Origin of the sequence: Achromobacter sp. NPDC058515, from assembly GCF_042721735.1 — a bacterium.
Classification (GTDB): Bacteria; Pseudomonadota; Gammaproteobacteria; order Burkholderiales; family Burkholderiaceae_B; genus Achromobacter.
In genome coordinates this window covers 119121-145969 of the sequence record NZ_JBHXNI010000013.1, presented here as the reverse complement: position 1 = coordinate 145969, position 26849 = coordinate 119121, and the positions used below count along the sequence as shown (strand labels likewise).

Below are 26849 nucleotides of genomic sequence, written 5' to 3'. Positions count from 1 at the left end.
GCCGATTCATCCCAAGAGGAGACAACCCATGCAACAACAATACAAGCGCCGCACGCTGCGCACCCTGGCCTCCCTGCTGGCAGGCGCCGCCCTCTTTGCCGGCGGCGCCCAGGCGGCCGGCTACCCCGAACGCCCCATCAACCTGATCGTGTCCTATGGACCCGGCGGCGGCACCGACCTGGTGGCCCGCATGATGGCGCCCTTCCTGCAAAAGCACCTGGGCGGCGACGCCCGCATCGTGGTGCTGAACCGGCCCGGCGCGGGCGGCGCCATCGGCTTTGCCGAGCTGGCCCGCGCGCAAGCCGACGGCTACACCATCGGCTTCATCAACACGCCCAATCTCCTGACCATCCCGATCGAGCGCAAATCGAGCTTCACCTGGCAAAGCTACGACCTGTTGGGCAACCTGATCGACGATCCCGGCGCATTCACCGTGTTGAAGGACAACCCGCTGAAGAACCTGGCAGACCTGTCGGCCTATGCCAAGCAGAATCCGGGCAAGGCCACCGTGGGCACCACCGGCACCGGCTCGGACGACCACCTGGCCATGCTGCGCTTTGAACGCGCATCCGGCACCAAGCTCAGCCATATCCCGTACAAGGGCGCGGGCGAAGTGCGCGGCGCGCTGGCGGGCGGCGAGATCACCATCGGCGCCATCAACGTGGGCGAAGCGCTGCAATACCAGAAAGGCGGCACGCCGCTGCGCTTCCTGGGCCAGATGGGCAAGACGCGATCGGCCGCGCTGCCCGACGTGCCCACCTTCAAGGAACAGGGATACGACTTCGAGCTGGCGTCGCTGCGCGGCCTGGCGGCGCCCAAGGGGCTGCCGGAGGAAGTGCGCGCCAAGCTGGTCGACGCCGTGAAGCGCACGGTGGACGACCCGGAATTCCAGGCCAAGGCGAAGGATATGTTCGCCCCGCTGCGCTACCTGCCGCCGGCGGACTACGCCAAGGAACTGGCTGGCGGCGAAGCCGAATTCCGGCAGCTCTGGAAGGAAGCGCCCTGGCTGGACAAGTAGGCGCCCAAGGGACTCAGGGCCTGTAGTGTGAACAGGCCCTAGTTGGGCTTCTCGTCCTCGCCGGCGTAGCCGTCGATGTACGCGCGGCCCGAGCAGCGCACCATGGCCACGCAGGCCGGGTTGCCGGTCTTGGCGGTGCAGGCGGCGCGCGATTCGTTGCGCGCCGTCTTCGGGTCGGGGTTCAGCGCCGTGAAGCTGGTGCCGCGGCCCTTGGCGCCCTTGGCCCAGGCCAGGCCCACGCAACTGTCCGTGTAGGTCAGCACCTTGGTGCAGCCCACGCAGTCTTCCCATTCCAGCAGCTTGGACAGCGCATCGTTTTCGTTGGGATAGCCGTCCGAGTAAACCAGGTCGCCCGACTCCTTTTCGGCGATGGCGCCCCAGTACGCGCGCTGGTTCAGCCGGGCCGACAGGGCTTCCAGTTCAGCGGGCTTTGCCCGCGCCGGCGCCTGCATGTCCTCGGCGCTATAGCCCGGGCCCACGCACAGCGGCATCGTGGTCAGGCGGCACTTGCCGTCGGGGCTGCCCGCCGTGCAGCGGCGAATGGCCTTCTTGGCCGCCATCTCGGGCGACACGCTGTTGCCGGGGAACAGATCCTGGACCGAGTTGCGGGCATAGACCATGCAGCTGTCCGAGAACCAGCTCAGCACCTTGCAGTCCTTGCCGCCGGCGCGCCGGCACTCGGCCAGCGCCGCGGCTTCGGCTTCCTTGCCCGAGGTTTCGGGCAGTTCCCAGTAGATCTTGGAGTGCTTGCCGTCGGTGGCGATGCCGCCATAGAGCTTTTCGGCCGCATGCGCGGCGGGAGCGCCCAGGCCCGCCATCAGGGCAAGCGCGGCGAACGCGGCGCGGATCAGGGGGAGAAAACGGGCAGGCATCATCGTCGGTTACCGGATCGAGTGGATTTAGCGGGGACGATCTTAGCAAACACCTCCTCTGCTCCGTCCCTCTATGCGAACGCTCGACCGGCATATTGCGTAACAAATTTCACACCTTGTTGACCGGACCCTGGCCCCGTTTTCCGGTAAAAATGTCGGACTTTCTTAAGCAGGACGTAAGCGGGCGGCGCGCTCGCCCTCCGCACACAAAGCCTTCCCCTGGGCCGGGCTTGTCACGAAGAGAAACAAACATGAAGCCGCAACCGCACAACCCGAACCGCCGCAAGCCGCTCCTGCTGTCGGCCTGCCTGATCATCGCCGTGGCCGGCCTGGCCGGCTGCGCCCCGATGCCTACCGGCGGCAGCTCCACGATGCCGTCGCTCAGCAAGCTGTTCAAATCGGGCCTGTCTTTTTCGCCCAGCGTGAACGTGGCCAAGAACATGGAAGGCCGCTCCATCGACGACGCCATCGCCGCGCTCGGCGAGCCCTCCAAGAAGCGCCCCGTCGGCAACACGATGGAGCTCGAATGGTCGGACTACCAGACCGCCCCCTACACGGAATGGGTGGTCGACAGCACCAGCCAGCAGGTGGTGGGCATGATCGCCGCGACCCCCACCACGGCCGCCACCCCCGTGTTCCAGACAAACAGCACCGGCCATTACTCGAACCGTTCCCGCGTCTACGAATGCACGGTGCTGATGCGCATGCAGGACAGCGTCATCACCGACACCAGCGTCGATGGCAACGTGTGCCCGGAGTTCATCGCGTCGCTGCGCAAATGGGCGGGCGAGAACGAGATGAACAATTACGTCGTGAAGTGATCGCCGCGGCGCAGCCGCCGCGGTCCCCTCCCTGGGGTCCATGGAACTCCACGCGGACTTTCGTTACTCATTCCTTCACGCAGCAGTAACTTTCCCTGAACAACCCGGTTCCGCCTGATTGGCGAACGCGCTTGCGCGACGCCGCCACGCGCGAGGTGTTTCGAGGAAGGCCCGCTGTCCGCTTCTGGAGGAACACGCTTTGAACCACATTTACCGTCTGGTCTGGAACCGCAAGCTGCGCGTCTGGCAGGCTACGTCCGAACTGGCGTCGCAATCGCGCGGCGGACGCTCGCCAGCGGGCAACTGCACAGCGGCGCGCACGCCCCGGCATGCGCTGCGCGTGGCGCTGGCGATCAGCCTGTCCGCGCTGAGCACGGCGGTCCAGGCCGTCTGCACGGTGTCGGGCGCGAGCGTGACGTGCACGGGACCGGCCGATCCGGCATCGCCCGGCTTCAGCAGCGGCGCAAACAACCTCGCCGTCACCGTGGCCCCGGGCGCGACCCTCGGGGTTCCGGTGCCCAACGGCGGCACGGCAATGGCCCTGACCGGCACCAATGTGACCCTGACGAACGCCGGCAGGATCGACGCCAAGCTGTTAGGGGACCCCATCGTCTTGTCCTCGGGACTGATTGTCGGCAATGCCTCCGCCAGCACAGCCAGGGTCTCCAACATGGCCTCGGGAACCATCGCCGGCACCGTGGGGTTGGTAGGCAGCGCCCTCCCCGACCTGGACGGCATGGCGCTGGCCGTGCAGAACGGCGCCGGCGGCGTGAGCCATCTGAGCAACGCGGGCATGATACGGAGCCAGCCGCTCGCGGGTTTGCTGATGGCCGGCGCGGATATGCCGGTGATTGCCGCCCACGGCGGCGGCCAGGTGAACTTCGTCAATGAGCCTACGGGCACCATCACCGGCCGCATCGCTTTCGAGGCTTCCGGCACGCCCGGGGCAGGCAACAGCTTCGCCAATGCCGGAACCATCGTGGGCGGCGTATCGCTGGGCCAGGGCGGCAGCGCCAATACCTTTACCGCCGTGTCCGGCTCCGTGATCACGCGCGGGACTGGTTCCGCCATAGCGGATCTGACCGTAACCGGCACGCCGAATCTCCGGTTTGCGCCGCCCGGCAAGGTCGATGGCGGCGCTGGCGGCGGCAATACGCTGGTCCTGCAAAACGTCCTGCCGTCGGTAGGCACGGGCAGCGGCGCCAGCGGCGCGGTCACCGCCGTATCCGGCGATACCTACATCAACTTCCGGAATGTGCGCATTAACAGCGGCACCTGGAATCTGGACGGCTCGTCGCTCGTGGGCGCCGGCGGCGGCAGTATCGAACTGAACGGCGGCCTGGCCAACCTGGCGAATATCGGCGTGTTCGGCGCGAACGTGATCAACGCTCAGGGCGGCAGCATTTCGGCCGGCGCGGCCGGCCTGACGTTTGGCAACACCATCGTACTGGGCGCAGGCGGCCTGACGACGACGGGCGCCAACAGCTTCTCCCTGGCCGGCCTGCTGTTGGGGCCCGGGAGCCTGAATGTCGCCGGGCCCGGCACGGTCAGTCTGCGCGGGATCAGCAACTACATGGGCGGAACCACTATCGGCAGCTTTGCCTCCCTAACGGGCGACAACGACAGCCTGCAGGGCAATATCGTCAACCAAGGCTTGCTGACATTCTCCCAAGGCACCAACGGCGCCTATGCCGGAGCCATCTCCGGCGGCGGCTCGCTGCGCAAGGAAGGCGCGGGCACGCTCACGCTGACCGGCCAGAGCACCTACACCGGCAGCACGACCATCTCGGCCGGCACGCTGGCGGTCGGCGCGACCGGCAGGCTGCCCGTTGGGGCAGTGGATCTGCTGCCCGGCACGACGCTGGATCTGAGCAGCGCGGGCAACCAGGCGCTGAGCACGCTGGCAGGCGCGGGCAGCGTATTGCTGAACGCGAATACGCTGACTGTGAACGGCTCCGCCAGCGGCATGTTCGACGGCGTCATTTCGGGCGCGGGCGCGCTGATGAAGACGGGCACGGGCACGCTGACCCTTACCGGCGCCAACACTTTCACGGGCGGCGTGACCGTGAACGGCGGCACGCTGGCCCTGGCCCCCGGCGGCGGCCTGCGGACAGATTCGGCAGTCACGGTCAACACCAGCGCCACGCTGGATTTGTCCAGCGGCGGCAGCCGGACGCTGGGAACGCTGGACGGCAATGGCGGCGAGGTGCAAATCGGCCCCAACACCCTGACCTTGGGCGCGGGAACCTACGCCGGCGTGATTTCGGGCGCAGGCGGCGTGACCAAAAGCGGAGCCGGCGCGCTGGCCCTGAATGGCGCCAATACCTACACCGGCGTCACCCGGGTGAACGGCGGCGCGCTGTGGATCGGGGCGGATGCCTCGCAGGCCACGGCCCGCGTCAACGGCAACATCAACGTGGCAAACACCGCCGCGCTGGGCGGCTTCGGGCAGGTCAACGGCGACGTGATCGTCCAGACCGGCGGCCGCCTCGCCCCGGGCAATCCGGGCGGCGTGTTCACCGTCAATGGCGACCTGACCCTGGCTCAGGGCAGCCTGGCCGAATTCAACCTGGGCGCGTCCGGCGCCAGCCACAGCGTGACGGTCAACGGCAACCTGCAATTGAACGGCGCCCTGTTCAACATGCAAGATGCGGGCGGCTTCGGCGTAGGGGTGTATCGGCTGTTCGATTACACCGGCACGCTGACCCTGTCCGACGGCGGCCTCCTCGCGCCGTCCTTGGGACTGGGGATTCAGATAAACAGCAGTTCCAGGCTGATCAGCCTGATCAGCACGGTTGGCGCGGAGCTCAATTTCTGGAACGCCAACAGACTGGCCAGCCCCACCCGGATGGGCGGCGGATCCGGCGTCTGGTCGTCGGCCGCACCGAACTGGACGGACGCCACCGGCAGCGTGACCGCGCTCCGCCAGCCCGCCGACGCCTTCGTCATCTTTGGCGGCGACCCCGGCATCGTGGAGGTGGACACCCTCGGGGGCACAAGCCCGGTCGCGGCGCAAGGCATACAGTTCGCCAGCGATGGCTACCATCTGACGCGCGATGCCTTGGCGTTGACCGGGACCTCGCCCGGCGCGCCAGGCGAAGTGCGTGTCGGCGACGGCAGCGCGGCCTCCGCCGCATGGACCGCCATCATCGACAATGTGCTGACCGGCAACGGCATCGACAAGACGGGCCTGGGCACCCTGGTCCTCAATGGCGCCAACACCTACACCCAGGCCACGCGCCTGACGCGGGGCACGCTGTCCGTGTCCGGCGACGCCAACCTCGGCGCTGCCTCGGCCAGCCTGGACTTCCAGGGCGGCACGCTGCGCGTCACGGGCACGGCCTATCAGAGCACCGCCCGAAGCATCTCCCTGGGCGCGGCGGGCGGCGGCTTCGACATCGCCGCTGCCGCCAACACCTTCACGGTGGCGCAGCCCCTGGCGGGCAACGGCGGCCTGGCCAAGCTGGGCGCGGGCACGCTCGTGCTGACCGGAAGCAACACCTATCTCGGCGGCACGTCGGTGCAGGCCGGCACGCTGCAGGTGGGCGATGGCGCAACTTCGGGCAGCATCGCCGGCAACGTCGATATTGCAAGCGGCGGCACGTTGTCCTTCAACCGCGGCGACCGCGTGCTCTTTGGCGGCAACGTGAGCGGCGCGGGCGAACTGCGCCACGCCGGCACGGGGGCGCTGGTGCTCACCGGCCAGAACACCTACACCGGCAACACCACGATCCAGTCCGGCACGCTGCAGGTGGGCGACGGCGGTACCGCGGGCGCGCTGGCCGGCAACGTGGTCAACAACGGCAGCCTCGTCTTCAACCGCTCGGACGACTCCGTCTACGCCGGCGCGCTGTCCGGCGCAGGCGCGATGACCAAGCTCGGCGCGGGAGCGCTGGCATTGACGGGCGACAGCAGCGCCTACACCGGCGCGACGCAGCTGTCGGGCGGCGCCTTGCAGGTCGACGGCAAGCTGGGCGGCGAGGTCGTGGCCGCCGCGGGCACAACGCTGGCAGGCGCCGGCACGCTCCACACGGTGACGGTGGCTTCCGGCGCCCTGCTATCGCCGGGCAACGCCGCCGCCCCATTCGGCCGCATGAACCTGCTGGGCGACCTGAACTTCAAGCCTGGCTCCGCCTACCGCGTTGCAACCGCCGCCGACGGCCAGCACAGCAGCGTGCACGTGGCCGGCACGGCCAACCTGGCAGGCTCGGTCGTGCAGCTTGCCCAGAACGGCAACTATGCGCCATCGACCACCTACGCCATCCTCACCGCCGGCAACGGCGTGCAGGGGCGCTTTGACGCCGTATCCAGCAACCTCGCCTTCCTGACGCCGTCTCTGTCCTACGGCAGCAACAAGGTCGACCTGGTCGTGAACCTGAAAGATGTGCCTGGCGACAATGGCGGCGGCACGCGTCCCATCGAATTCGCCGATGCCGCGTTCACCGGCAACCAGCGCGCCGTGGCCCGGGCGCTGCAAAGCCTGCCCACGAACAGCGCGCTCTACCGCCATGTGCTGAACCTGCCCAACGACGCGCCCGCCGCGGCCTTCAACGCCCTGTCCGGCGAATCCCACGCCAGCACGGTCTCGGCCCTGCAGGGCGTGGCCAGCACCTTCACCCAGGCGCCGATGACGCGCCTGCGCGCCAACCTCAACGCGGGCTGGATGCCCGGCGCGCCCACCGCCCAGCTCGGCCTGGGCGATGCGGCGGCCCTGCCCCAGGCGGCTGCGCAACCGCTGTGGACACAGGTGTTCGGCAACTGGACCACGCTAGGCGGCGACGGCAACGCGGCCAAGACGACCCAGTCCGACGCCGGCGTCACCATCGGCGGCGACCAGTCCGTCGGCGGCGGCTGGCGCCTGGGCGGCGCGTTCGGCTACACCAATAGCCGCAGCCGCACCGGCGACCGCGCCTCCAGCTCCGACGCCGACAGCTACAGCGTCACGGTCTATGGCGGCAAGGCCTTCGAGGCCGGCGCCGGCAAGATCAACCTGAGCCTGGGCGCGGCCTATACCTGGCACGATCTGGAAACGCAGCGCAACACCGCCGCCGCGGGCCTGGACCAGACGCTGAAGGCCAGCTACGGGGCCAGCACCGGCCAGGTCTTCACGGAGCTCGGCTATGCCGTGCCGCTGAACGAGCGCGTCACGCTCGAACCCTTCATCGGCGCGAACTACAGCGACCTGCGCACGCGCGGCTTTTCCGAGTCGGGCGGCGACGCGGCGCTGCGCGGCGAAAGCGGCAGCAACAGCGTAACCACCACCACGCTGGGCCTGCATGCGCTGACCACCTTCGAAAGCGCCGGCGCGCGCGGCCATGTGCACGGCACGCTGGGCTGGCGCCATGCCTTCGGCGACCTGAACCCGGCCAGCACCCTGTCCTTCGTCCAGGGCAGCGACTCGTTCACGGCCACCGGCGCGCCGGTGGCGCGCGACGCGGTCGTGGTCGAACTGGGCGTGGGCATGGAGGTCAGCAAGCGCACCACGGTGGGCCTGGTCTACGGCGGCCAGTTCGGCGAAGGCAACCGCCAGAACTCCGGCACGCTGGACGTGCGCTACCGGTTCTGATCGGCGGCGTCAGGCCCGGGGCGCCAGCTGCCTCGGCGCCCATGCGCTGTCGGCGGCTCCCCGGCCGATGCGGCGGGAAGTCGCCTTTGCCATCCAGGCAAAGCCCAGGGCCGCCGCCGCCGCCGTCGCGTCGACGGCGAGCGCCGTGGCCGACGTGTGCGCCCACAGGCCGGTTGCGGGGAACAGGCCGCCCACGAGCGAAGTCGCCGGAATCGCCAGCGTCAAGGCCGCGGCCAGCCACAGCAGATGGACGGCCGCCGCCGCGCCGCCGCGCAGAAACGACCAGGCCACGCACGCGAAGAAGGCCAGGTAGTACAGCCCCTGCAGCCAGGCGTCCAGGTCCCCGACGCGCCCGTTCAGCAATTTGGCGGAGATCATCATCAGCGAGATGCCGCACACGCACCCGAGGCAGATGCCGACGGTGGCGGACGCCATCAGGCGGGTGTCCCGCCGCTGAACCGGCGCCGCCCCGGTCTGCCGGTCGGCGCGCTTGCGGCGCGTCTCGATCCACAGCAGGTTGCCGCTGTAGAACAGCCACGCGCCGGCCAGCCCCAGCAGGAAGTAGAGCCACTGCACCGCCACGCCGCCAAACGACGCCATGTGCAGGGCAAAGAAGCTGCTGACCCAGAGATTGGGCCCGTCCTGCCCGCCCGGCAAGTAGTCGCTGTTGATGATCTTGCCCGTATACGGATCCATCGCCACGAAGCCGCCTCGCGCCCTGGGCGACACGGCGGCGTCGTCCTTGCCCCATACGCGCACGATGGCGCGGGGACCGGCAACTTGCTGGTACTGGAGCGTGGCGGGTTCGAAACCCGGCGACAGCTCGCGGGCGCGCGCCGCCAGCTCGCCTGGCGCCAGCATCGCGGCCGGATCGCGCGGGGCGGCGTCCGGCGCGGGCCCGCCGGGCCGCTGGAACACCGATTCCAGCTTGCCGCCGTACATCAGCTTGTCCTGCAGGAGATATATCCCGTCGTGATAGGCGAACACGACGGAACTCAACGCCATGACGATGTGAAACGGCAGGGAAACAATGCCCACCACGTTGTGCGCATCCAGCCACATGCGCTTCAGGTTCTTGCCGACCCGCAAGGCGAAGAAGTCCTTGACCAGCGACGGCAGCAGCACGATGACGCCGGACACCAGCGCGATCGCGTAGAGCGATGCGATGACGCCCATGATCCAGCGGTTGGGGTCGTTGTCCACGGGCAGGCCCACCACGCGATGCAGCACGTCGATGAAAGACGCAAGCCCGCTGGGCGCGGACTGCTCCACCTGGACGTCGCCGTCCGGATCCAGGTAGGCGACGTAATGGCGCGTCGACGACTCGTCGTGATCGCCGGCCTGCGGGTCGCGGACTTCCCAGCCCATGCGGGCCGGCGCGTGCTCGGCATCCTGCAGGTGGATGCTGAACCCCTTGGCCGCCTCCGGCCGCGCCGCCAGCGTTCTGGCGATCAGGCCGGACGCCGCGTCCAGGGGCACCGGCGCGATCGCGGACGGCGGCGTAGCCCAGCGGACGATCGGCTCCTTGAACACCGTCAATGCGCCGGCATAGAACGCGATGAAGAGCGCCATGCCTGTCAGGATGCCCGTCCAGGTATGGACCGATTTATAGATGCGTATGAAGTCGGCTCTCATGGTCGCGACCTCCTCTTCAAAGCGCGCCGGCCAGGAACAGGCCGCCGTAGAGCGCCAGGCAGGCCCCGCCCAGCCAGGCCCACGCGCGCAGGCCGCTTTCGAAAAAATAGACGGCGCTCAGGATGCCCAGCCAGACCGGCGGCACCAGCCACATGGCAAGCTGCGAGCGCGTCGCCAACGGCACCCCGGCCATGGCCGCCGCCAGCAGCGCGCTCGCCCCCAGGGCCAGCGCAAAGCCCAGCAAGGAGCCCGCGAGGCTCTTGGATATCCAGTCGCGCCGGATGGGAGCAGGCTTAGCGGGTTTCATTCGAGTCGCTCCTGCGCAGTCCCGCGAGCGCGCCGAGATACGGAACAAGACAGAAAAACAGCATCACGGCCGTACAGAACACGAACACGGCCGCGACGGCGGAGAATTCGCGCAGGCAGCCCCAGCCGCCAAATGCCAGCAGCGCAATGCCCGCGGCGCGGGCGCGCAAAGCCGGCCAGGGCGTGGCGCGCCACCGCTGGTTCGGCGACGCGCGATAGATGCAGAAGCAGCCCAGGAACATGGCGATGAGGCTGACGGGGACCAGGGCTTGCATGGTTGCGGCCTATCAGAAGCTGATGCTGGCCGACGCGGTGACGGTGCGCGCCGGGCCCAGGGTCGCGATCGGGGTCGTGTCGCTGAATATGCCGGAGTAGTAGTGCCGGTCGAACACGTTGTTGACGTTCAGGCGCAGCACCACGTCGCGGCCATTGACCTGCGTGGCGTAGCGGGCGCCAAGGTCCAGCTGGCCCCAGCCCGGAATCTCCAGCTTGTTCGCCGAGTCGGCGTACTGGCTCGACGTTGCCTGCACACGGCCGGTCAGCGTCAGGCCAGGCACCCAGGGCGTATCCCATTCCAGGCCGGTATTGACCTGCCAGCGCGGCGCGCCGACAGCGGTATTGCCGTCGTAGCGGCCAAACGAGGTCTTGGTCTGCTTGCCTTGCGTATACGTCACGCCGCCCAGCACGCGCACGCCCTGCGCAAGCTCGCCGAACGTGTTCCATTCCACGCCCCGCACGCGCTTCTCGCCGCCGTCCGCGTAGGTCGGATTGGCCGTGGAGCCCTCGGTGACCAGCATGGGCTTGTCGATCTGAAAGAGCGCCACCGTGTTGGTGAAGGTGCCGGCGTTCCACTTGACGCCCACCTCCTTCTGCTCGGTCTTGTAGGGTGCGAAGACCTCGCCGTAGTTGCTTGCCGTGGTGTCCGTGACGCTGTCGCCCTTGCTCAAGCCCTGCACATAGTTGGCGTATAGCGAAACGTCCGGTCCCCAGGGCTTGACGACCACGGCCACCGCGGGCGTCACGGCATCCTCGTCATAACGGGAAGTCTTGCTGCCCGTCTTGTCGAAATTCGTGGTCTTCACGCGCTGGTTGCGCAGCCCGCCGGTCACGCGCAGCGCGTCGTCGAAGAACGACATGGTGTCGACCAGGGCCAGGCTGGACAGCGTGTTCTCGCTGGTCTTGGGCGCGCTGCCCGGCACCGGGGGCATGACGGGTGTTATCGGGTCATAGATGTTGGACCTGAACGTCGAGGCCGGACCAGTGGCCGAGCCATCCTCCAGGTCCAGGACGGAGGCTTGCAGCACCAGCTCGTGCCCCACGCTGACCGTCTTGAACCGCGAACGCAGGCCAGCCTCGGCCGAGGTGGCGTCGGTATAGGCCCGCTGGCCGATGATGGATCCGGTGAAATTGCCGTTGGCGTCGATCTGGCGCGCATGCGTGCCGTTGATGAGCCCAGACTGGTGGCTGTCGCGCCTGCCCACGCCGGCGAAGGCCGACACGCTGTCGTTGAACCGGTACTCGCCGCGTGCGATCACCGCATTGCTCTGCACGTTGCCATAGCCGGTGCTGAACTGATTGATGCGGGGGTCGGGCGCGTCGGGAACGACGGACCCGCCGAACCAGAACATGGCCGGGGTGCCGCCTTTGAACGATTCCTGGCTGTGGTAGGCGTCCAGCGACGCCGTCAGGGCGCTGCCGCGGTAATCCAGCCCGGCCGACAGGAACTCGCGCTTCCTGGATTGGCCGTCCAGCGTGGTGGCCCCGTCGCTGAAGGAGCCATTGACGCGCGCGCCCCATTCGTTGCCGGCGCCAAAGCGCCGGCCGGCGTCGATCGTCGTGCCCAGTTGCCCGTCGGACTGCCAATTCACCCCGTACGTGACGTTGGGCGTATCGCCCGCGCGCTTGGGCACCAGGTTGACCGTGCCTCCCACCGCGCCGCTGGGCGCCATGCCGCTGAACAAGGCATTCGGGCCTTTCAGCACCTCGACCCGCTCAACGAACTCCAGCGGGGTGCGGCCCATGGGCGCCAGGCCGAACATGCCATTGACGGCCACGTCGTTCTGGTTGACGTCGAAACCGCGGATGCGGAAGTTCTCGTACGCGTGCCCGCTCGAGGTCGTGAACCGCACCGACGGGTCATTGGCCATCACGTCGGCAAGCGTGCGCGCCTGTTGGTTCTGGATGAGCTCGGACGTATAGCTCGTGACGTTGAACGGCGTATCCATCACGTCCTGGTTGCCCATCAGGCCCAGCCGCGCGCCCTGCGCCACCTGCCCGCCCGCATAGGGCGGAGGAAGTTCAGCGTCCGCCAGCGCCCCCGCAGTGACCGTGACCGGCTGCAGCGTGGTTGCCGGCGCCGCGCCCTGCGCCCAGGCGTTCGGCAACGGCAACAGCGCGCCCAGCACAAGGCCGGGCGCGAGCCGCAGCATTCGAGAGTCCAGCAAAAAAGCCCGTTCCTTAGACAATTCCCCACCCCGGTAATGCAAATGATAATGAGTGCGGATTATATTACACACAAGTTAAGGAATGTACAGGCTCCCGCGCGTTACGCCGCCGCCGGGGCCGGGGGCGCTATGGGCAGGCGCCGGATGCGCCTGCCTGTGGCGTCGTGGATGGCGTTGCGCAGGCCCCGACCTTTTCCATCCACTCCACCGCTTTCCCGTCCAGGGACTCGGCGATCGCAACGTGGCTCATGCCCACCGTGGGACTGGCGCCATGCCAGTGCTTGACGCCGGGCGGAATCCAGACGACGTCGCCCGGACGGATTTCCTGCACGGCATCGCCCCATTTCTGCACCCGCCCCAGGCCCGCCGTGACGATGAGCGTCTGGCCTAGCGGATGCGTATGCCAGGCGGTGTGCGCGCCCGGTTCGAAGGTGACGATGCCCCCGCCCACGCGGGCCGGCGCGGCGGCCTGGAAGCGCGAATCCACGCGCACCGAGCCGGTGAAGTTCTGTTCGGGGCCGGCGCTGGAGGGCTGGGAGCCGACCCTGGCGACCGTAATGGGCGCCTGCTCCGTGGCCGAGGCGGCGGACAGGCCGGCATTCAAAGCGATGGCGGCGGCAAGCAGTTTCATCTTCATTGGTTCCGTCCTTGCATCGCGCACCCTCCTGCGCAAATCCAGGCCACCAATGTATCGACCCTGCCTGCAGGCGACTAGATGGTAAGATCGGCACAGACTTGTGAGGCAAACTCATAAATGCAGAGAGACCGCTACAACGACCTGCTGGCTTTCATTGCCGTCGCGCGAGAGCGCAGCTTTACGCGCGCGGCGGCGCAGCTAGGCGTGTCCCAATCGGCGCTAAGCCACACCATCCGGGCGCTAGAGGCCCGGATGGGAATCCGGCTGCTGACCCGCACTACCCGCAGCGTCGCCCCGACGCAAGCCGGAGAGCGATTGATGCAGAATGTCGCTCCGCGCTTTCAGGAAATCCAGGCAGAGCTGGCCGCGGTGGGCGAACTGAGCGACCAGCCGGCCGGCATCGTCCGCATCACCGCCACGGAAAATGCGGCCGAGACCGTGCTATGGCCACGACTCGCCGCCCTGCTTCCCAAGTATCCCCAGATCAAGGTCGAAGTCACGCTGGACTCGCGGTTTGCCGACATCGTCGCGGATCGCTACCAGATGGGCGTGCGACTGGGCGATGAGGTTGCGCGCGGCATGACCGCCGTGCGCATCGGCCCCGACGTGCGCTTTGCGATTGTCGGCGCGCCGGCCTATCTGGCCAAGCGCCCTCCTCCCGCCAAGCCGCAAGACCTGGCCGATCACGACTGCATCAATCTGCGCCTGATGAGCCATGGGGATATCTACGCCTGGGAGCTCAAAAAGGGCAAGCAGCAGATCAACGCCCGAGTCGAAGGACAGCTCGTCTTCAACGCCCCCAGGCAGATCCTCCACGCCGCGGTCGCGGGCTTCGGACTTGCCTACCTGCCCCTGGACATGGCGCAGGCCCATGTCGCCGAGGGACGGCTTGCGCAGGTTCTGGACGACTGGTGCCCGACGTTTACGGGTTATCACCTCTACTACCCCAGCCGCAAGCACTTGCCCCGCGCGATGGCCACGCTGATCGAAGCGCTGCGCTATCCGCCGGCAGCGGCATGAACCCCAGCACCCATCAGGTCCGCGAATGGCCATAGAGAGTTTCAGCGACGTGCTTGCCTTCGTCCATACCGTGCGGGAAGGCAGCTTCACCCGCGCGGCCGCGCTGCTGGGGGTGTCTCCCTCGGCGCTCAGCCATTCCGTGCGTGGGCTGGAAACACGGCTGGGCGTCCGGCTTTTGACGCGCACCACCCGCAGCCTCTCTCCCACCGAGGCGGGAGAGCGGCTGTACCTCAGCGTGGCGCCGCGCTTTGACGAGATCGACGCGGAAATCGCGGCGGTGCAGGAACTGCGCGACAAGCCGGTCGGGAACCTGCGCATCACGGCGGCCGAACACGCCGCCAACAGCGTCCTCTGGCCCAAGCTGTCCAAGGTCCTGCATGCCTACCCCGACATCAACGTCGAAATCACCATCGACTACACGCTGTCGGACATCGTCGCCGCCCGCTATGACGCGGGCGTGCGGGTGGGCGACCAGGTGGCCAAGGACATGATCGCCGTGCGCATCAGTCCGGACCTGCGCATTGCCGTCGTCGGCTCCCCGGGCTATTTCGCCGCGCGCAAGAAACCTCGCTCGCCGCAGGAACTGGCCCAGCACAACTGCATCAGCCTGCGCCTGCCCACGCACGGCCGCCTTCTTCAGTGGGACTTCGGCAAGAATGGCCAGGAGGTCAAGTTCCGCGTCTCGGGCCAATGGGTGTTCAACAACAGTTCGTCCATCGTCCGGGCGGCCCTGGCCGGCTATGGCCTGGCGTTCGTGCCCGAGGACATGGTGCTGGAGCACATCGCCGCAGGCAGGCTGGTCAGGGTGCTGGACGACTGGTGCCAGCCCTATCCGGGCTACTACCTCTACTACCCCAGCCGGCGCCAATCCTCCCGCGCGCTGGCCGTCGTCGTCGACGCCCTGCGGCATCGGGAATAGTCAGGAAGGCCCGGGTTCGCGCGCCTGCGCCAGCCAGTCCAGCGCGGCCTGCACCGCGGGCATCCGCGTTCCCTGCTGGCGATAGATGGCGCCGATTGCGCCGAAATTCGCCTCGATGCGCAAAGGCAGGACATCGAGCGCGCCCCGGTCGCGGCAGAACCCGGCGATGGCGGTCGGCATGGCCGCGAGCCAATCGCTACGGCCGATATGGGCCAGCGTCGCCAGCAGCGAATTCGTATGCATGCGCGCCGGCGGCACCGGCAAGCCGGCCTGCTCGAATGCCCGCTCCAGCCGTTCCCGCAACATGGTGCCCGGCAAGGGCAATACCCACGAACACCCCTGCAGCTCGCGCAGATGCAGGCCGCGCCGGCCGGCCAGCGGATGGCCCGGCGCCGATACGATGCAGATCGGTTCATCGTGCAGGCGCATCGCTTCGCATTCGGCCGGCAGCGGACGTCCGCCCAGCCGGCCCAGGACGATATCCAGCTCGTCCACGGAAAGCCTGTCCAGGAGGTTGTCCAGCACACCCTCCACGAGCGTCACTTCCAAGGCGGGCATGCGTTGGCACAGCGCGGCGATCAGCCGCGGCGCCACCGTGACCGCCGCCGAGGGCAGCGTGCCCAGCCGCAGCAGGGTGGTTCCGCGTTCCTGCGCCGCCTGCAGCTCCGCCGCGACCCGCGCCGCCGAGCCCAGCGTGTGGCGGGCGTGCAGGATCATGACGGCGCCGGCGGCGGTGGGCCGGGTGCCCTGGCTGGTGCGTTCGAACAAGACATAGCCCACCTGCTCTTCCAGCTGCGTCAGCGCCTTGGACGCCGCGGGTTGCGACATGTGCAGCCGGCTGGCCGCGCGCCCGAGGTTGCGTTCTTCATCCAGAGCAATCATCAACTCCGCATGGCGCGGCTTCAAATGCGTACCAAGGCGTGCGGGCATGACTTAGATAACTGAATGGTTATGGTCTGGTGAGTTTATTTCATTTTTCTGGCATGAACGCCCCGCTCATACTGTGGACGCTGCGTCCCATGCATGGCGTGGCGGGAGACAACGATGAAAACAATATTCGCTGCGATTGCAGCCTGTATCGCCCTGGCCTCGCCGGGCGCGCACGCCGCCGGCGCCTATCCGGCCCGGCCCGTGCAGCTGGTAGTGCCGTTCTCGCCGGGCGGCGCAGTGGATGTGCTGGCGCGGCAATTGGCGCAGCGCATGCAGGCCCGGGGCTACACCGTCGTGATCGAGAACAAGCCGGGCGCCGGGGGCAACATTGCCGCCAGCCTGGTGGCGCGCGCAAGCCCCGACGGCTACACCTTGCTGATGGGCACGACCAACACCCACGGCATCAACAGCGCCTTGTATCCCACCATGCCGTACGACCCGGTCAAGGACTTTGCGCCCATCGGCATGGTGGCTGAAAACGTGGTGGTGCTGCTGGCGAACCAGAGCTTTCCGGCCAGGACGCTGCGAGAGGCCGTGGACGTGCTGCGGAAGAATCCCGGCAAGTACACCTACGCCTCGCCCGGCGTGGGCACCGTGCATCAGCTTGCGATGGAGCAGCTCAAGCACGCGGCCGGCCTGGACGTGGTGCACGCGGCGTACAAGGGCGCCGGGCCCGCCATGAGCGATCTGGTGGCCGGGCATGTGCCGCTGATGATAGGCGGCATTGCGCCGGCCTTGCCCTTCCTGTCCGATGGCCGCGTCCGGGTCCTTGGCGTCGCCAACCCAGAGCGCTACCCCGCCCTGCCCGATGCGCCGCTGTTCTCGGAGGTGGCTCCCGGCGTGAGCGTGCAGTCGTGGATAGGCCTGTTCGCGCCGGCCGGCACGGCGGCGCCGGTTGTCGAGCGCCTGAGCGCCGATCTGCGCGCGGTGCTGCAGGATCCCGGATTCGCGGCCACCTTGCAGCCGCTGGGAATGGCCCCGCGTCCGATGACACCGCAGGCGTTCGGCGATATGGTCCGCAATGACATGCCCAAGTGGAGCACTGCGGTAAAAGCGTCCGGAGCCACGCAATGAAGCCGAACCGCCCCGTGAATTTCCTGCTGTTCATCACCGACCAGCATCGTGCCGACCACCTGGGCGCCTATGGCAACCGCGTGGTCGCGACGCCCCACCTGGACAAATTGGCCGCCGGCGGATGGCGCGCCGGCAATATGCATGTGGCAACCCCCATATGCATGCCCAATCGCGCCAGCCTGATGACCGGCCGCTATCCGTCCACCCATGGCGCTCGCCACAACGGCATTGCGCTGTCGCTGCGCAGCAGGACCTTCGTGGACATGTTGCGCTCGGCCGGCTGGCGCACCGGCGTGGTGGGCAAGCTCCACCTGCAGAACATGACGGACATTCCGCCTTCCTGGCCTGTGCGCGCCGAGGAGCGCCTTGCGCTGGAAGCCGTCGCGCCAGACACCGGCGGACGGTACGACCAGGAGAACCGGCGCGCCTGGCTGGAACGCGAAGACTACGACCTGAGCTACCCGTACTATGGATTCCAGCAGGCCGATCTTGTCGACGACCATAGCGATCAACCGCATGGGCACTATCGCTACTGGCTGCGCCGCCATCACCCGGAGGTGGAGTCGCTGATCGGCTTTGAGGCCGCCATCGCGGCGCCGGAGTACGAGCTGACCCGCATACGCCAGGCCTGGCGGACCCGCGTTCCCGAGGAGCTGTATCCCACGGCCTACATCGCGGACCGCAGCATCGAAAAACTGCGGGAATACAGCCGCGGCGACAGTCCGTTTTTCTTGCAATGCTCGTTTCCCGACCCGCATCATCCCTTCACGCCGCCGGGCCGGTACTGGGACATGTACAGGCCCGAGGACATGGAACTGCCGGAGTCGTTTCACGCCAGGCATTCCCTGGCGCCGCACGTCGCCTGGCTGCGCGACCAGCGCGATAGCGGCAAGGCCGTCAGGCATACGCCCGCCATCTTCGCCTGCAACGAGCGCGAGGCGCGCGAAGCGCTTGCATTGAATTATGGCTCCATCACCAATATCGACCACCATATCGGACGCGTGCTGGCGGCCCTTGAGCAAAGCGGCCAGGCGGAAAACACCGTGGTGATCTTCACCAGCGACCACGGCGACTACCTGGGCGACCACCAACTGATGCTGAAAGGCCCCATCCACTACCGGGGCCTGACCCGGGTGCCGTTCATCTGGCGGGACGGCGCCGGCGCCGCCGGCGGTTCCGCCAGCGATGCGCTGGTCAGCACGATCGACATTGCGCCCAGCATCCTGGCGCGCGCGGGCGTCCAGCCCTACAACGGCATGCAGGGGCACGATCTTGCGGCGATCATTTCGGGCCAGGCCGCCGGCGTGCGCGATGCGCTGATGATCGAGGAGGAAGGCCAGCGCGTCATCCTGGGTTTCGACCGCCGGATTCGCTGCCGCACGCTCCTGGGGGAAAACCATCGCCTGACGATATACGACGGCGCAGGCTGGGGAGAACTGTACGACCTGCGCCAGGATCCGCACGAGTTGCATAACCTCTGGGACGCGGCGCAGAGCGCGCAGGTTCGCGCGCGCCTGCTGGAGGCGCTGTCTCGCGCCATGCTGTCCCACATCGACACCAGCCCCTACCCCACGGCGCTGGCGTAGTCGCCAAGCTGTCCTCGAGGGGGCTGCGGCTGGACCCGCAAGCCCTCCCCGCAAACGGGGCTACAATCCGCACCGGTTTTTTTGCGGTTTTCGGAATCGAGGATTTCATGTCTCGGCAGTTGTTGGCCCTGGTGCTGGGGCCTCTTCTTGGCTTGTTCGTTGTCTGCATCGGCAACGCTTTCATTTCTTCCCTCACGACCCTGCAGATGGACGCGGCCGGCGAATCGGCCACCGTCATCGGCATCATTTCCTCGTCATACTTCATCGGCCTGACGCTGGGCGCCATCTTCAATGACCGCCTGATCCTGCGCATCGGCCATATCCGCGCCTACAGCAGCTTTGCCTCGCTTATCGCGGTCACGGTGCTGCTGCAGGGCCTGATCTTCAATCGCGAAGCCTGGTTCGTGCTGCGGCTGGTCAACGGCTGGGCGAGCGTAGGCGTATTCCTGGTGGTGGAAAGCTGGCTGCTGCTGGCGGGCGATCCCAAGATGCGCGGGCGCCTGCTGGCGCTTTACATGATCGCCCTGTATGGCTCGGGCATGCTGGGCCAGATCGAGCTTGGCGCCATCACCCGGCTGGGCGAGATGGCGCCGTTCATGGTGGCCGGGCTGCTGGCCTCGCTGTCCGTGTTGCCGATGGTCATCATCCCGCGCGTCTCGCCGCTGGTGGAACGCGTGGAGCCGCTCCTGCCCCAGCACCTGGCCCGCATGACGCCCACCGGCGTGATGGGCTGCTTTGGTTCGGGCGTGGCCATCGCCGCCATCTACACCCTGCTGCCGCTATATCTGCAGCGCATCGGGCTGGACGTAGCGCAGGTGGGCAAGATGATGGGCGCCGTGATCCTGGGCGCCATGGTGCTGCAGTATCCGGTCGGGCGCTGGTCCGACTTGCGCGACCGGCAGGTGGTGCTGATCGCGCTGGCTGTCTTCTGCGCCGCGCTCAGCCTGCTCATCCTGCTGCTGCCGGCCGGCTCGCCTCTGCTCATCGTGCTGCTGTTCCTGCTGGGCGGCGGCGTGTTCGCCATCTATCCGGTGGCCGTCAGCCACGCCGCCGACCGCGCGCCGGCCGATGCCCTGGTGCGCATGATCCAGGGCCTGCTGCTGATCAATTCGCTGGGTTCGGCCCTGAGTCCGCTGGTGATCTCGCCCGTCATGGCGAAGTTTGGCGAGGCCGGCCTGTTCTGGTGCTTCGCCCTGCTCAACCTCGGCCTGGTGGCCTTCTTCACGTGGCGCCGGGGCGAACGCCCCGCCCCAGCGCCCGTCGCCCCGTTCGCCGCGGCCGCGCAGATGTCTCCCGCCGGCGTCGAATTGCGCGTGACCGAAGACCTGATGCAAGGCGCTCTCGACCACGAGATGACCGAAGACCTGACCAACGTGATCCCCGGCGCCGAGGCGGCGGAACCGGTGCTCTCGGCGGCGCAGGACAGGCCGGCGGCGGGCTAGCGGGCCAGGGGTGCAGGCGTGTTTGCGGCGGGAGGCGACCATGGTAGATTCAAGCATCTTTCCTGTCGCCTGCCCCGATATGCCGCCACGAATCGAATCCGGGATCGCCCCCGCGAAAACCGCTCTGCTGGTCATGCATTACCAGACCGACATCCTGGAGCTGTTTCCCTCCGTCGCCCCCGCCTTGCTCGCCAATACGCGCCGGCTGTGCGACGCCGCGCGGCATGGAGGCGTCAGCGTCTATTTCGCCAAGATCCATTTCAGCCCTGGCTATCCGGAGGTCAGCCCGCTGAACAAGAATGGACAGGGGATCAAGCAGCTTGGCCTGTTCGTCCACGACCAGGTTTCGCCGGAACTCGGCAGGCAGCCCGGCGAGCCGCTCATCCTCGCGCATCGCGCCAGCGTGTTCTTCGGCACCGACCTGGAGGCGCGGCTTTCCGCGCAGGGCATCGACACGCTGCTCATGGCGGGCATAGCGTCCACCGGCGTCGTGCTGTCGTCGGTCGCGCATGCAAGCGACGCGGACTTCCGCCTGTTTACGGTCAAGGATTGCTGCTACGACCCGGACCAGGTCGTGCACGACCATCTCTTTTCAACGGCGTTCGAATCGCGCACCACGGTGCTCTCCCTGGCAGAAGCCTTGTCCCTGCTTGACGGGAAAAATGATGCGCCCGCAAGCGGACAGGTCGACGCCCCGCCCGGGCTGCTTTAGCGGGGAACCCCCTGCAGGGAGTAGACTGACCGGCCCTCTTTGCATTTCGAGTCTGTCTCTATGCTTGTTAAAGCTCTGCGTGTCGGCCTGGGTCAATTGATCGTAGTTGGCGACGCGCTTACCCGCCCCCGCCCGCAGCGGCGCTCACCCCAAGGCCAGGCTGCCGTAAACACGGAAGCGGCCGCGCTGTCGCTCTACCAATTCCACGCCTGCCCCTTTTGCGTCAAGACGCGGCGCGCCATCCATCGGCTGAATGTGCCGATAGCCCTGCGCGACGCCAAACAGGATCCGCAGGCGCGCGAGCAACTGCTGGCGGGGGGAGGCAAGGTAAAGGTGCCTTGCCTGCGCATCGAGGAGGCGGGCGGCACGCGCTGGATGTACGAATCCAGCGACATCATCGCCTACCTTGAACAGCGTTTCGCAAACGTGGTCTGACCGGGGCTCGCCGGCACGGCGCATCTTCAGGGCCGCAACCACCCGTGCCCCAGCATTTTCCCCGCCCCCGAATGCCAGGCGGCGTGAATGCCGCCCTGCTCCACGGGCGCAGGCCCCAATTCCCGCGCAAAGCGCCGATAGCCCTCCATGCATTCGTCGCCGCGACAGGATTGAACCAGGACCACGGCTAGCCTGGCCGTATAGCGGGCAGCCTGCCTCAAGGCCAATGCGGCATCCTCGCGCAGGCGCTGGGCATCGGCGCCACAGGCATCGCGCACCACAACGGAAAGCAGCCCCTGATCGCTGCGGCCCAGTATCCAGACTGACTCTGGATCCGGGCCAAAGCCGCTTGCAGGCACCACCCGCAGCAGGCCGCTGATGCCGGAAAGATACAGGCCCTGCTCCATGATCCGGCAGGCGGAAGCAGGCAGCGCAACGTCCTGGCACCAGCGGCGAAAGGCCGATTGCGCGAGCGCGGCGGCCGGTACCGAAAAGCCGGTTTCCCCAAGCATGCAGGGTGAATCCGGCGGCAATGCGTCGGACTGGATGGTCAGATAGTCCTTGAGAATCACGGTGTTCCTCCCAGATTCCGGCCGTCGATCTCCAAGCCTCTTACAGATCAAGCACCAGCAGCTCGCTGCGGGCGCGCGAGACGCATACGGTCAGGTATTCCCGCTGCTCCGACGGATCCAGCACGTAATCCTGATGGTCCACTTCGCCGGCCAGATAGCGCACCTTGCAGGTCGCGCACAGGCCTGCCTCACAGGATGTCTCTATCGCCACGCCCGCCTCGCGCAACACGTCGGCGATGCTGCGGTCCGCCGGCACGGCAATGCACTGCCCGGTGCTGGCGATCTCCACGCGGAAGTCCCCGCCGCCTTCCTGCGCCGATCCGCCCGGCGCCCGTTCCGGCGCCTTGAAATGCTCGCTATGGACCGTGCCGGCCGGCCAATGGCCGGCGGCTTGCGCGCACGCCCCCATGAAGCCGGCGGGGCCGCAATAGTAGAGATGCGTGCCCTCGGCCGGGACATCCCGAAGCAAGCCGGCGATGTCCAGGCCCCGCGACGGATCGCCGTGGTCGAAATGCAGATGCATCCGGCCGGAATCCAGCAACGCTCCAAGATCGCGGCTGAACGCCGCGGCGTCCGCGTCCCGGGCGCAGTAATGCAGGTCGAATTCCATGCCCTGTCCCTGCAGGGCGTGGGCCATGGCCTTGAGCGGCGTGATGCCTATTCCTCCGGCCAGGAGCAGGACCTTGCGCGCGGCGGGGTCCAATTGAAAATGGTTGCGCGGCCAGCTGACCCGCACACGGTCCTGGACGCGCAGATGGTCATGCAAGCGCTGCGAACCGCCTCTCCCCTTCGCGTCGCGCAGTATGGCGATCACGTAGCGGTGCCGCTCGCTGGGCGAATTGCACAGCGAATACTGCCTGACCATGCCCTGGCCAAAATGGATGTCGACGTGCGCCCCGGCCGAGAACGGCGGCAATTGCGCGCCGTCCGGGTCCACCAGTTCATAGGAATGGATGTTCCTGCCTTCGTAGCGGATCTGCGTCAGGAACAGTTCCAGCATCTCTGCCTGATTGGCGGTTGCCTCGCCCTTGTTCATCTTGTCTCCTTGCGAGCCGACTGCTCCAATGCTTGCAGGCGCGCGCGCACCGCCGCCGCGCGCTCGTCGCCCTTGAGGTGTTCGCACTCCGTCAAAATGGCGACGATCCCCTTGGAAATGCGGCGGCGCTGCGCCACTTCGTCCTTGATGTCGTCGGCCTGCGGAACCTCCAGCACGTTGCCGGAGCAATAGCTGTTGGGCGCCCCGGCCACCGATCGAAGCCACTCGGCGTATCCCTGCGGGCCCGCTGCGGGATTGGCCCCGCGCACGGCGTCGCGCAGCAGCTTGCGGAACATGTAGAGACCCGCGTCGAACTTGGTCGGGTTCTCAAGCGCATGCACCGCGATCGGCCGCTGGCTGATGATCGCCTCGTAGTCGCCCGGGGCGTATTGGGCTTCCTTGTAGTTGGCGCGCTCGCGGTGGTTGGGCGGAATCGGAGGCATGTCTTCGATTGAGTACTCGCCAAACCTCTCGGGGCGCCGCAAGGCCACCTGCCCTTCCAGGAAATCAATGCTCTCGTATCCCACCCATTCCTTCTTGCCGACGCCGCGCGTGTCGATGCCTGGCCCCATCACGCGCCAGCCGATCATCTTGCTGTTCTCGTCGTCGACCGGGACGGTCCAGCGGATGATGTGAAACCGGCTGAACAGCTTCTTCTTCGAGCCGTCTTCCGACGTATAGGCGTGCAGGCTCAGGTTAGGCAATGCCTGATGCTGCACCCGGATGAAGAGGCGGTCCTTGTCCACCCGGCGGGCGCCCGCGCAGGCAAGGCTGCGGCCATTCTGGACGGGGATGAACTGCATGTCGGGCGCCACTTCCATGGATGCCGCGCCGACCTCGTCAAAGGTGGTGCCCTGGTAGTGGCCGCCCACCACGTTCTTGCCGGCATGCAGCGCCGTGGGGTGATAGTTGTCGGCCGCGTTGTCCTGCACCTGCAGCCAGTTGCAATGCTGGAAGTTGCTGTAGGGCACCAGTTCGTCGCCGGGCAGCACGGTGAAGTCGCCCTCCCATTCGGGAAAGGGGGGCTCTTCGTCCGGCGGGCCCATGTAGGCGAACACCAGGCCGTTGCGCTCCAGCGCCTTGTAGGCCCCCTGCCGGATCGAGCACGCGTACTTTTCGGCCTCTGCCTCTTCGCCGGCGGGAAACGGCACATGCAGACAGGTTCCGTCCACGTCGAACACCATGCCGTGATAGCAGCATCTGATGCCGCGCTCCTGGATGGCGCCGTACTCCAGCGACGCGCCGCGATGCACGCAGTGCGCGTGCAGCAGGCCGACCCTGCCGCTGCCGTCCCGGAAGGCCACCAGCTCCTCGGTCAGGATCTTCAGGAAACGGGGCGTATCCGTCAGTTCCATGGACATGCAGACCGGCTGCCAGAACCGGCGCATGTACTCGCCCGTGGGCGTGCCGGGTCCCGTCTCGGTCAGCTCCGGATCGTGGCCGACCGTCTTGTTCGTGTAATAGCCGCCGTACGGAATCAGTTTTTTCACGGCGCCCTGCCCGGAGCCGCCCGCGCCTGCCTCGCCATCACGTTTATCCATCGGTTTGCTCATGCCTAGTCTCCTGGGTATGCGGCCTGGCCGCGCTCGTTGTAAGAAATCACTCCGGATACCGAACTCTGTATACAGACTTTAGGGGCATTAAGCCGCCTTGTTCATTCGGGATACTACTGATAGCCGCTGTTGATTGACGCTCTGTTACGCCCCCTGTACTCTGAATCCAAAGTACAGAGAACCGCGCACATGACAATGAAATTCGACAAGATTCAGACCCGTCCCGACTACGTGGACGAGGTCTACGGGGTATTGCTGGATGCGATCAGCGATGGCTCGCTTGCCCCGGGCACGCGCCTGACGCAAGAAGAGATCGCCGAGCAGTTCGCGGTATCGCGCTCCCCTGTCCTGCAGGCGCTGCGCCTCCTGAAGAAAGACGGCCTCGTGCAGGATGCGCCGGGACGCGGCGTGCTGGTCGCGCCCCTGGACCTGGAGTGGATCGGCAAGCTGTACGAGGTCCGCGGCGCGCTGGACGCGCTGGCCGCCAAACTGGCGGCGCAGCGCGGGGCGCGCATCGACAAGGCGCTGATCGCTCACGGCCGCAAGGCGTCGAAGGGCAAGGATGTGAAGTCGATGATCGACGCGGATATCGCCTTTCACAACGCCGTGTACCAGGCTTCGGGCAATCCGCTCATCGCCGACAGCGCCCACCTGCACTGGGTGCACCTGCGCCGCGTGATGGGCGCGGTGCTGCAGTCCAGCGCGCAGCGCGAATCGATCTGGGACGAACACGCCGCCATCGCGGATGCCATCAATGCCTGCGATGAAGCCCGCGCCGTGGAACTGACCGAAGAACACACCGTGCGCGCGCGCCGCAACCTGCTGCAGCGCCTGGGCGAAGTCATGGACGAACGCTGAGGCTGGCGCCTTCAGCCGACTGGCGACAGTTGCGCGCGGGGCCATCTGCCTATCCCCGGCCGCGCGCCGCCGGCGCGGTGTTGACATCCTTGGCCGGCACCAGAAAGGTCAGCAAGCTGCCAAGCACCATGCTGGCCGCGATGCCCACGATGCCGCCGCCGGTGGAACCGGTTGTCGTCTGCATCCAGCCGATCAGGTACGGGCTGATCACGCCCGAGATGCTGCCGATGGAGTTGGCAAGCGCGATGCCGGCCGCCGCCGCCGCGCCGCCCAGAATGGCCGGCGGCACCGTCCAGAATTGCGAGATCGTGGTCATCACGCCCATGGTGCCGGCCGTCAGCGCAATCATGGCCAGCACGGTGTTGTTCGCGTAAACCACGCTCAGGCACAGCGCCGCCGCGCCTATCACCCCCGGCACCGCCAGGTGCCAGCGGCGTTCGCCTCGCGCATCCGAACTCTGCCCCACCAGAATCATCGCCAGCGTCGCGGCGGCGTAGGGCAAGGCCGACAACAGGCCGATGTTCATGGTGTCCGACACGCCCGCCGCCTTGACCAGCGACGGCAGCCAGAAGCTCACGCCGTACAGTCCCATCGTGAAGCAGAAGTAGATCGCGCTCAGAAGCAGTATGCGCGGGCTCAACAGTCCGTCCCGCACGGAGCTCAGCTTCTTCTGCCCGGCGCTGTCGTGACGCAGGTTGTGCGCGATCAGGTCCTTTTCGTCTTGCGTCAGCCATTTCGCGTCGGCCACCCTGTCGTCCAGGAAGAAGAAGGCCGCCACGCCGATCAGAACCGTGGGGATCCCTTCCAGAAGGAACAGCCACTGCCAGCCCGACAGCCCGTGCACGCCGCCCATCGACGACATGATCCATCCGGACAGCGGTCCGCCCACCACGCCGGACATGGGAATGCCAGTCAGGAACAGCGCCGTCACCTTGCTGCGCTGGCTGGCCGGAAACCAGTAGGTCAGGTACAGCAGAATGGCCGGAATGAACCCCGCCTCGGCCACGCCCAGCAGAAAGCGCATGATGTAGAAGCTGGTGGGCGTCGTCACGAACATCATCCCCGCCGAGATCAGGCCCCACGTCACCATGATGCGGGCGATCCAGCGCCTCGCGCCCACCCGGAGAAGAATGAGGTTGCTGGGCACCTCGAACAGCAGGTAGCCGACGAAGAAGATGCCGGCGCCCAGGCCGTACACCGCTTCGCTCATGCTCAGGTCGTTCAGCATCTGCAATTTGGCGAAGCTGACGTTGACCCTGTCCAGATAGGCAAAGAGATAACAGAGGAACAGGAACGGCAGCAGCCGCCACATCACTTTGGAATAGACCGCCTCTTCGGACCGAGGCGCGTAGCCGGCATGGCTGGAAATGCTCATGGTGATTTGTCTCCATCGGTTTTGATCGCACGCCGTCT

Annotated in this window: 22 protein-coding genes; 11 read left to right on the top strand and 11 right to left on the bottom strand. The window is 67.1% G+C overall.

What is annotated here, in order from left to right; all coding sequences use genetic code 11:
- Positions 1 to 28 precede the first annotated feature (28 nt).
- Positions 29 to 1018, top strand: coding sequence for a tripartite tricarboxylate transporter substrate binding protein (locus ACFWP0_RS21500; protein WP_377845431.1), 990 nt, complete (start codon positions 29 to 31; stop codon positions 1016 to 1018).
- Positions 1019 to 1056: 38 nt separating this feature from the next.
- Here the strand turns inward: ACFWP0_RS21500 and ACFWP0_RS21495 are convergent, their stop codons facing one another.
- Positions 1057 to 1893 (bottom strand): DUF4189 domain-containing protein, encoded by an 837-nt coding sequence (locus tag ACFWP0_RS21495; protein WP_377845429.1) that lies wholly within the window; start codon positions 1891 to 1893, stop codon positions 1057 to 1059.
- A 248-nt stretch (positions 1894 to 2141) separates the two neighbouring features.
- Here ACFWP0_RS21495 and ACFWP0_RS21490 point away from each other — a divergent pair, with 248 nt between their 5' ends.
- Together ACFWP0_RS21490 and ACFWP0_RS21485 are read left to right on the top strand one after the other, a co-directional pair.
- Positions 2142 to 2711, top strand: a complete 570-nt coding sequence (locus ACFWP0_RS21490; protein ID WP_377845427.1) for a hypothetical protein — start codon at positions 2142 to 2144, stop codon at positions 2709 to 2711.
- A 199-nt stretch (positions 2712 to 2910) separates the two neighbouring features.
- Positions 2911 to 8277 carry a DUF6850 family outer membrane beta-barrel protein gene (locus tag ACFWP0_RS21485; RefSeq protein WP_377845425.1) on the top strand — a complete coding sequence of 1789 codons (5367 nt, stop codon included), beginning with the start codon at positions 2911 to 2913 and terminating at the stop codon, positions 8275 to 8277.
- Between the two features lie 9 nt (positions 8278 to 8286).
- On the opposite strand, the gene ACFWP0_RS21480 is transcribed toward ACFWP0_RS21485, so the two are convergent.
- From ACFWP0_RS21480 to ACFWP0_RS21460, 5 genes are all read right to left on the bottom strand, one after another.
- Positions 8287 to 9912, bottom strand: a complete 1626-nt coding sequence (locus ACFWP0_RS21480; protein ID WP_377845424.1) for a PepSY-associated TM helix domain-containing protein — start codon at positions 9910 to 9912, stop codon at positions 8287 to 8289.
- 16 nt (positions 9913 to 9928) lie between these two features.
- Positions 9929 to 10219 (bottom strand): hypothetical protein, encoded by a 291-nt coding sequence (locus tag ACFWP0_RS21475; RefSeq protein WP_377845422.1) that lies wholly within the window; start codon positions 10217 to 10219, stop codon positions 9929 to 9931.
- A complete protein-coding gene (locus ACFWP0_RS21470) occupies positions 10206 to 10493 on the bottom strand; it encodes a hypothetical protein (RefSeq protein ID WP_377845420.1) in 288 nt (95 codons plus the stop codon). Before ACFWP0_RS21470 ends, ACFWP0_RS21475 begins: the two co-directional genes overlap by 14 nt.
- A 12-nt stretch (positions 10494 to 10505) precedes the next feature.
- On the bottom strand, positions 10506 to 12662 hold the full coding sequence (locus ACFWP0_RS21465) for a TonB-dependent receptor (protein WP_377845418.1): 2157 nt from the start codon (positions 12660 to 12662) through the stop codon (positions 10506 to 10508).
- Between the two features lie 127 nt (positions 12663 to 12789).
- Entirely contained in the window at positions 12790 to 13293 is a 504-nt protein-coding gene (locus tag ACFWP0_RS21460) for a cupin domain-containing protein (protein WP_377845535.1), read from the bottom strand.
- Between the two features lie 123 nt (positions 13294 to 13416).
- Between ACFWP0_RS21460 and ACFWP0_RS21455 the strand changes: the two genes are divergently transcribed.
- Positions 13417 to 14319, top strand: coding sequence for a LysR family transcriptional regulator (locus ACFWP0_RS21455; protein ID WP_377845416.1), 903 nt, complete (start codon positions 13417 to 13419; stop codon positions 14317 to 14319).
- A gap of 25 nt (positions 14320 to 14344) precedes the next feature.
- Positions 14345 to 15238, top strand: coding sequence for a LysR family transcriptional regulator (locus tag ACFWP0_RS21450; RefSeq protein WP_377845414.1), 894 nt, complete (start codon positions 14345 to 14347; stop codon positions 15236 to 15238).
- On the opposite strand, the gene ACFWP0_RS21445 is transcribed toward ACFWP0_RS21450, so the two are convergent.
- The gene (locus ACFWP0_RS21445) at positions 15239 to 16168 is read right to left on the bottom strand and encodes a LysR substrate-binding domain-containing protein (RefSeq protein WP_377845412.1); all 930 of its coding nucleotides are present in this window, start codon (positions 16166 to 16168) and stop codon (positions 15239 to 15241) included.
- 114 nt (positions 16169 to 16282) lie between these two features.
- Here ACFWP0_RS21445 and ACFWP0_RS21440 point away from each other — a divergent pair, with 114 nt between their 5' ends.
- The 5 genes from ACFWP0_RS21440 to ACFWP0_RS21420 all read left to right on the top strand — a co-directional run bounded on the left by ACFWP0_RS21440 (position 16283) and on the right by ACFWP0_RS21420 (position 21417).
- Positions 16283 to 17242: a Bug family tripartite tricarboxylate transporter substrate binding protein gene (locus tag ACFWP0_RS21440; RefSeq protein WP_377845410.1), complete on the top strand. Its 960-nt coding sequence runs from the start codon at positions 16283 to 16285 to the stop codon at positions 17240 to 17242.
- On the top strand, positions 17239 to 18828 hold the full coding sequence (locus ACFWP0_RS21435) for a sulfatase (protein ID WP_377845409.1): 1590 nt from the start codon (positions 17239 to 17241) through the stop codon (positions 18826 to 18828). Before ACFWP0_RS21440 ends, ACFWP0_RS21435 begins: the two co-directional genes overlap by 4 nt.
- A gap of 107 nt (positions 18829 to 18935) precedes the next feature.
- Positions 18936 to 20270 carry an MFS transporter gene (locus tag ACFWP0_RS21430; protein ID WP_377845407.1) on the top strand — a complete coding sequence of 445 codons (1335 nt, stop codon included), beginning with the start codon at positions 18936 to 18938 and terminating at the stop codon, positions 20268 to 20270.
- A gap of 79 nt (positions 20271 to 20349) precedes the next feature.
- Entirely contained in the window at positions 20350 to 20982 is a 633-nt protein-coding gene (locus ACFWP0_RS21425; RefSeq protein WP_377845533.1) for an isochorismatase family cysteine hydrolase, read from the top strand.
- A gap of 60 nt (positions 20983 to 21042) precedes the next feature.
- Complete coding sequence (locus tag ACFWP0_RS21420) at positions 21043 to 21417, top strand: glutaredoxin family protein (protein ID WP_377845405.1); 375 nt, start codon at positions 21043 to 21045, stop codon at positions 21415 to 21417.
- Between the two features lie 26 nt (positions 21418 to 21443).
- Here ACFWP0_RS21420 and ACFWP0_RS21415 read toward each other — a convergent pair whose 3' ends face one another.
- Genes ACFWP0_RS21415 through ACFWP0_RS21405 form a run of 3 tightly spaced genes read right to left on the bottom strand, consistent with a single transcriptional unit; the run spans position 21444 to position 24578 of the window.
- Complete coding sequence (locus tag ACFWP0_RS21415) at positions 21444 to 21989, bottom strand: hypothetical protein (RefSeq protein ID WP_377845403.1); 546 nt, start codon at positions 21987 to 21989, stop codon at positions 21444 to 21446.
- 40 nt (positions 21990 to 22029) lie between these two features.
- Positions 22030 to 23025, bottom strand: coding sequence for a PDR/VanB family oxidoreductase (locus tag ACFWP0_RS21410; RefSeq protein ID WP_377845402.1), 996 nt, complete (start codon positions 23023 to 23025; stop codon positions 22030 to 22032).
- On the bottom strand, positions 23022 to 24578 hold the full coding sequence (locus ACFWP0_RS21405) for a Rieske 2Fe-2S domain-containing protein (RefSeq protein WP_377845400.1): 1557 nt from the start codon (positions 24576 to 24578) through the stop codon (positions 23022 to 23024). The genes ACFWP0_RS21410 and ACFWP0_RS21405 overlap by 4 nt, the downstream gene beginning before the upstream one ends.
- Before the next feature lie 189 nt (positions 24579 to 24767).
- Here ACFWP0_RS21405 and ACFWP0_RS21400 point away from each other — a divergent pair, with 189 nt between their 5' ends.
- Complete coding sequence (locus ACFWP0_RS21400) at positions 24768 to 25436, top strand: GntR family transcriptional regulator (RefSeq protein ID WP_377845398.1); 669 nt, start codon at positions 24768 to 24770, stop codon at positions 25434 to 25436.
- Positions 25437 to 25485: 49 nt separating this feature from the next.
- Here the strand turns inward: ACFWP0_RS21400 and ACFWP0_RS21395 are convergent, their stop codons facing one another.
- On the bottom strand, positions 25486 to 26811 hold the full coding sequence (locus ACFWP0_RS21395; protein ID WP_377845396.1) for an MFS transporter: 1326 nt from the start codon (positions 26809 to 26811) through the stop codon (positions 25486 to 25488).
- Between the last annotated feature and the right edge of the window lie 38 nt (positions 26812 to 26849).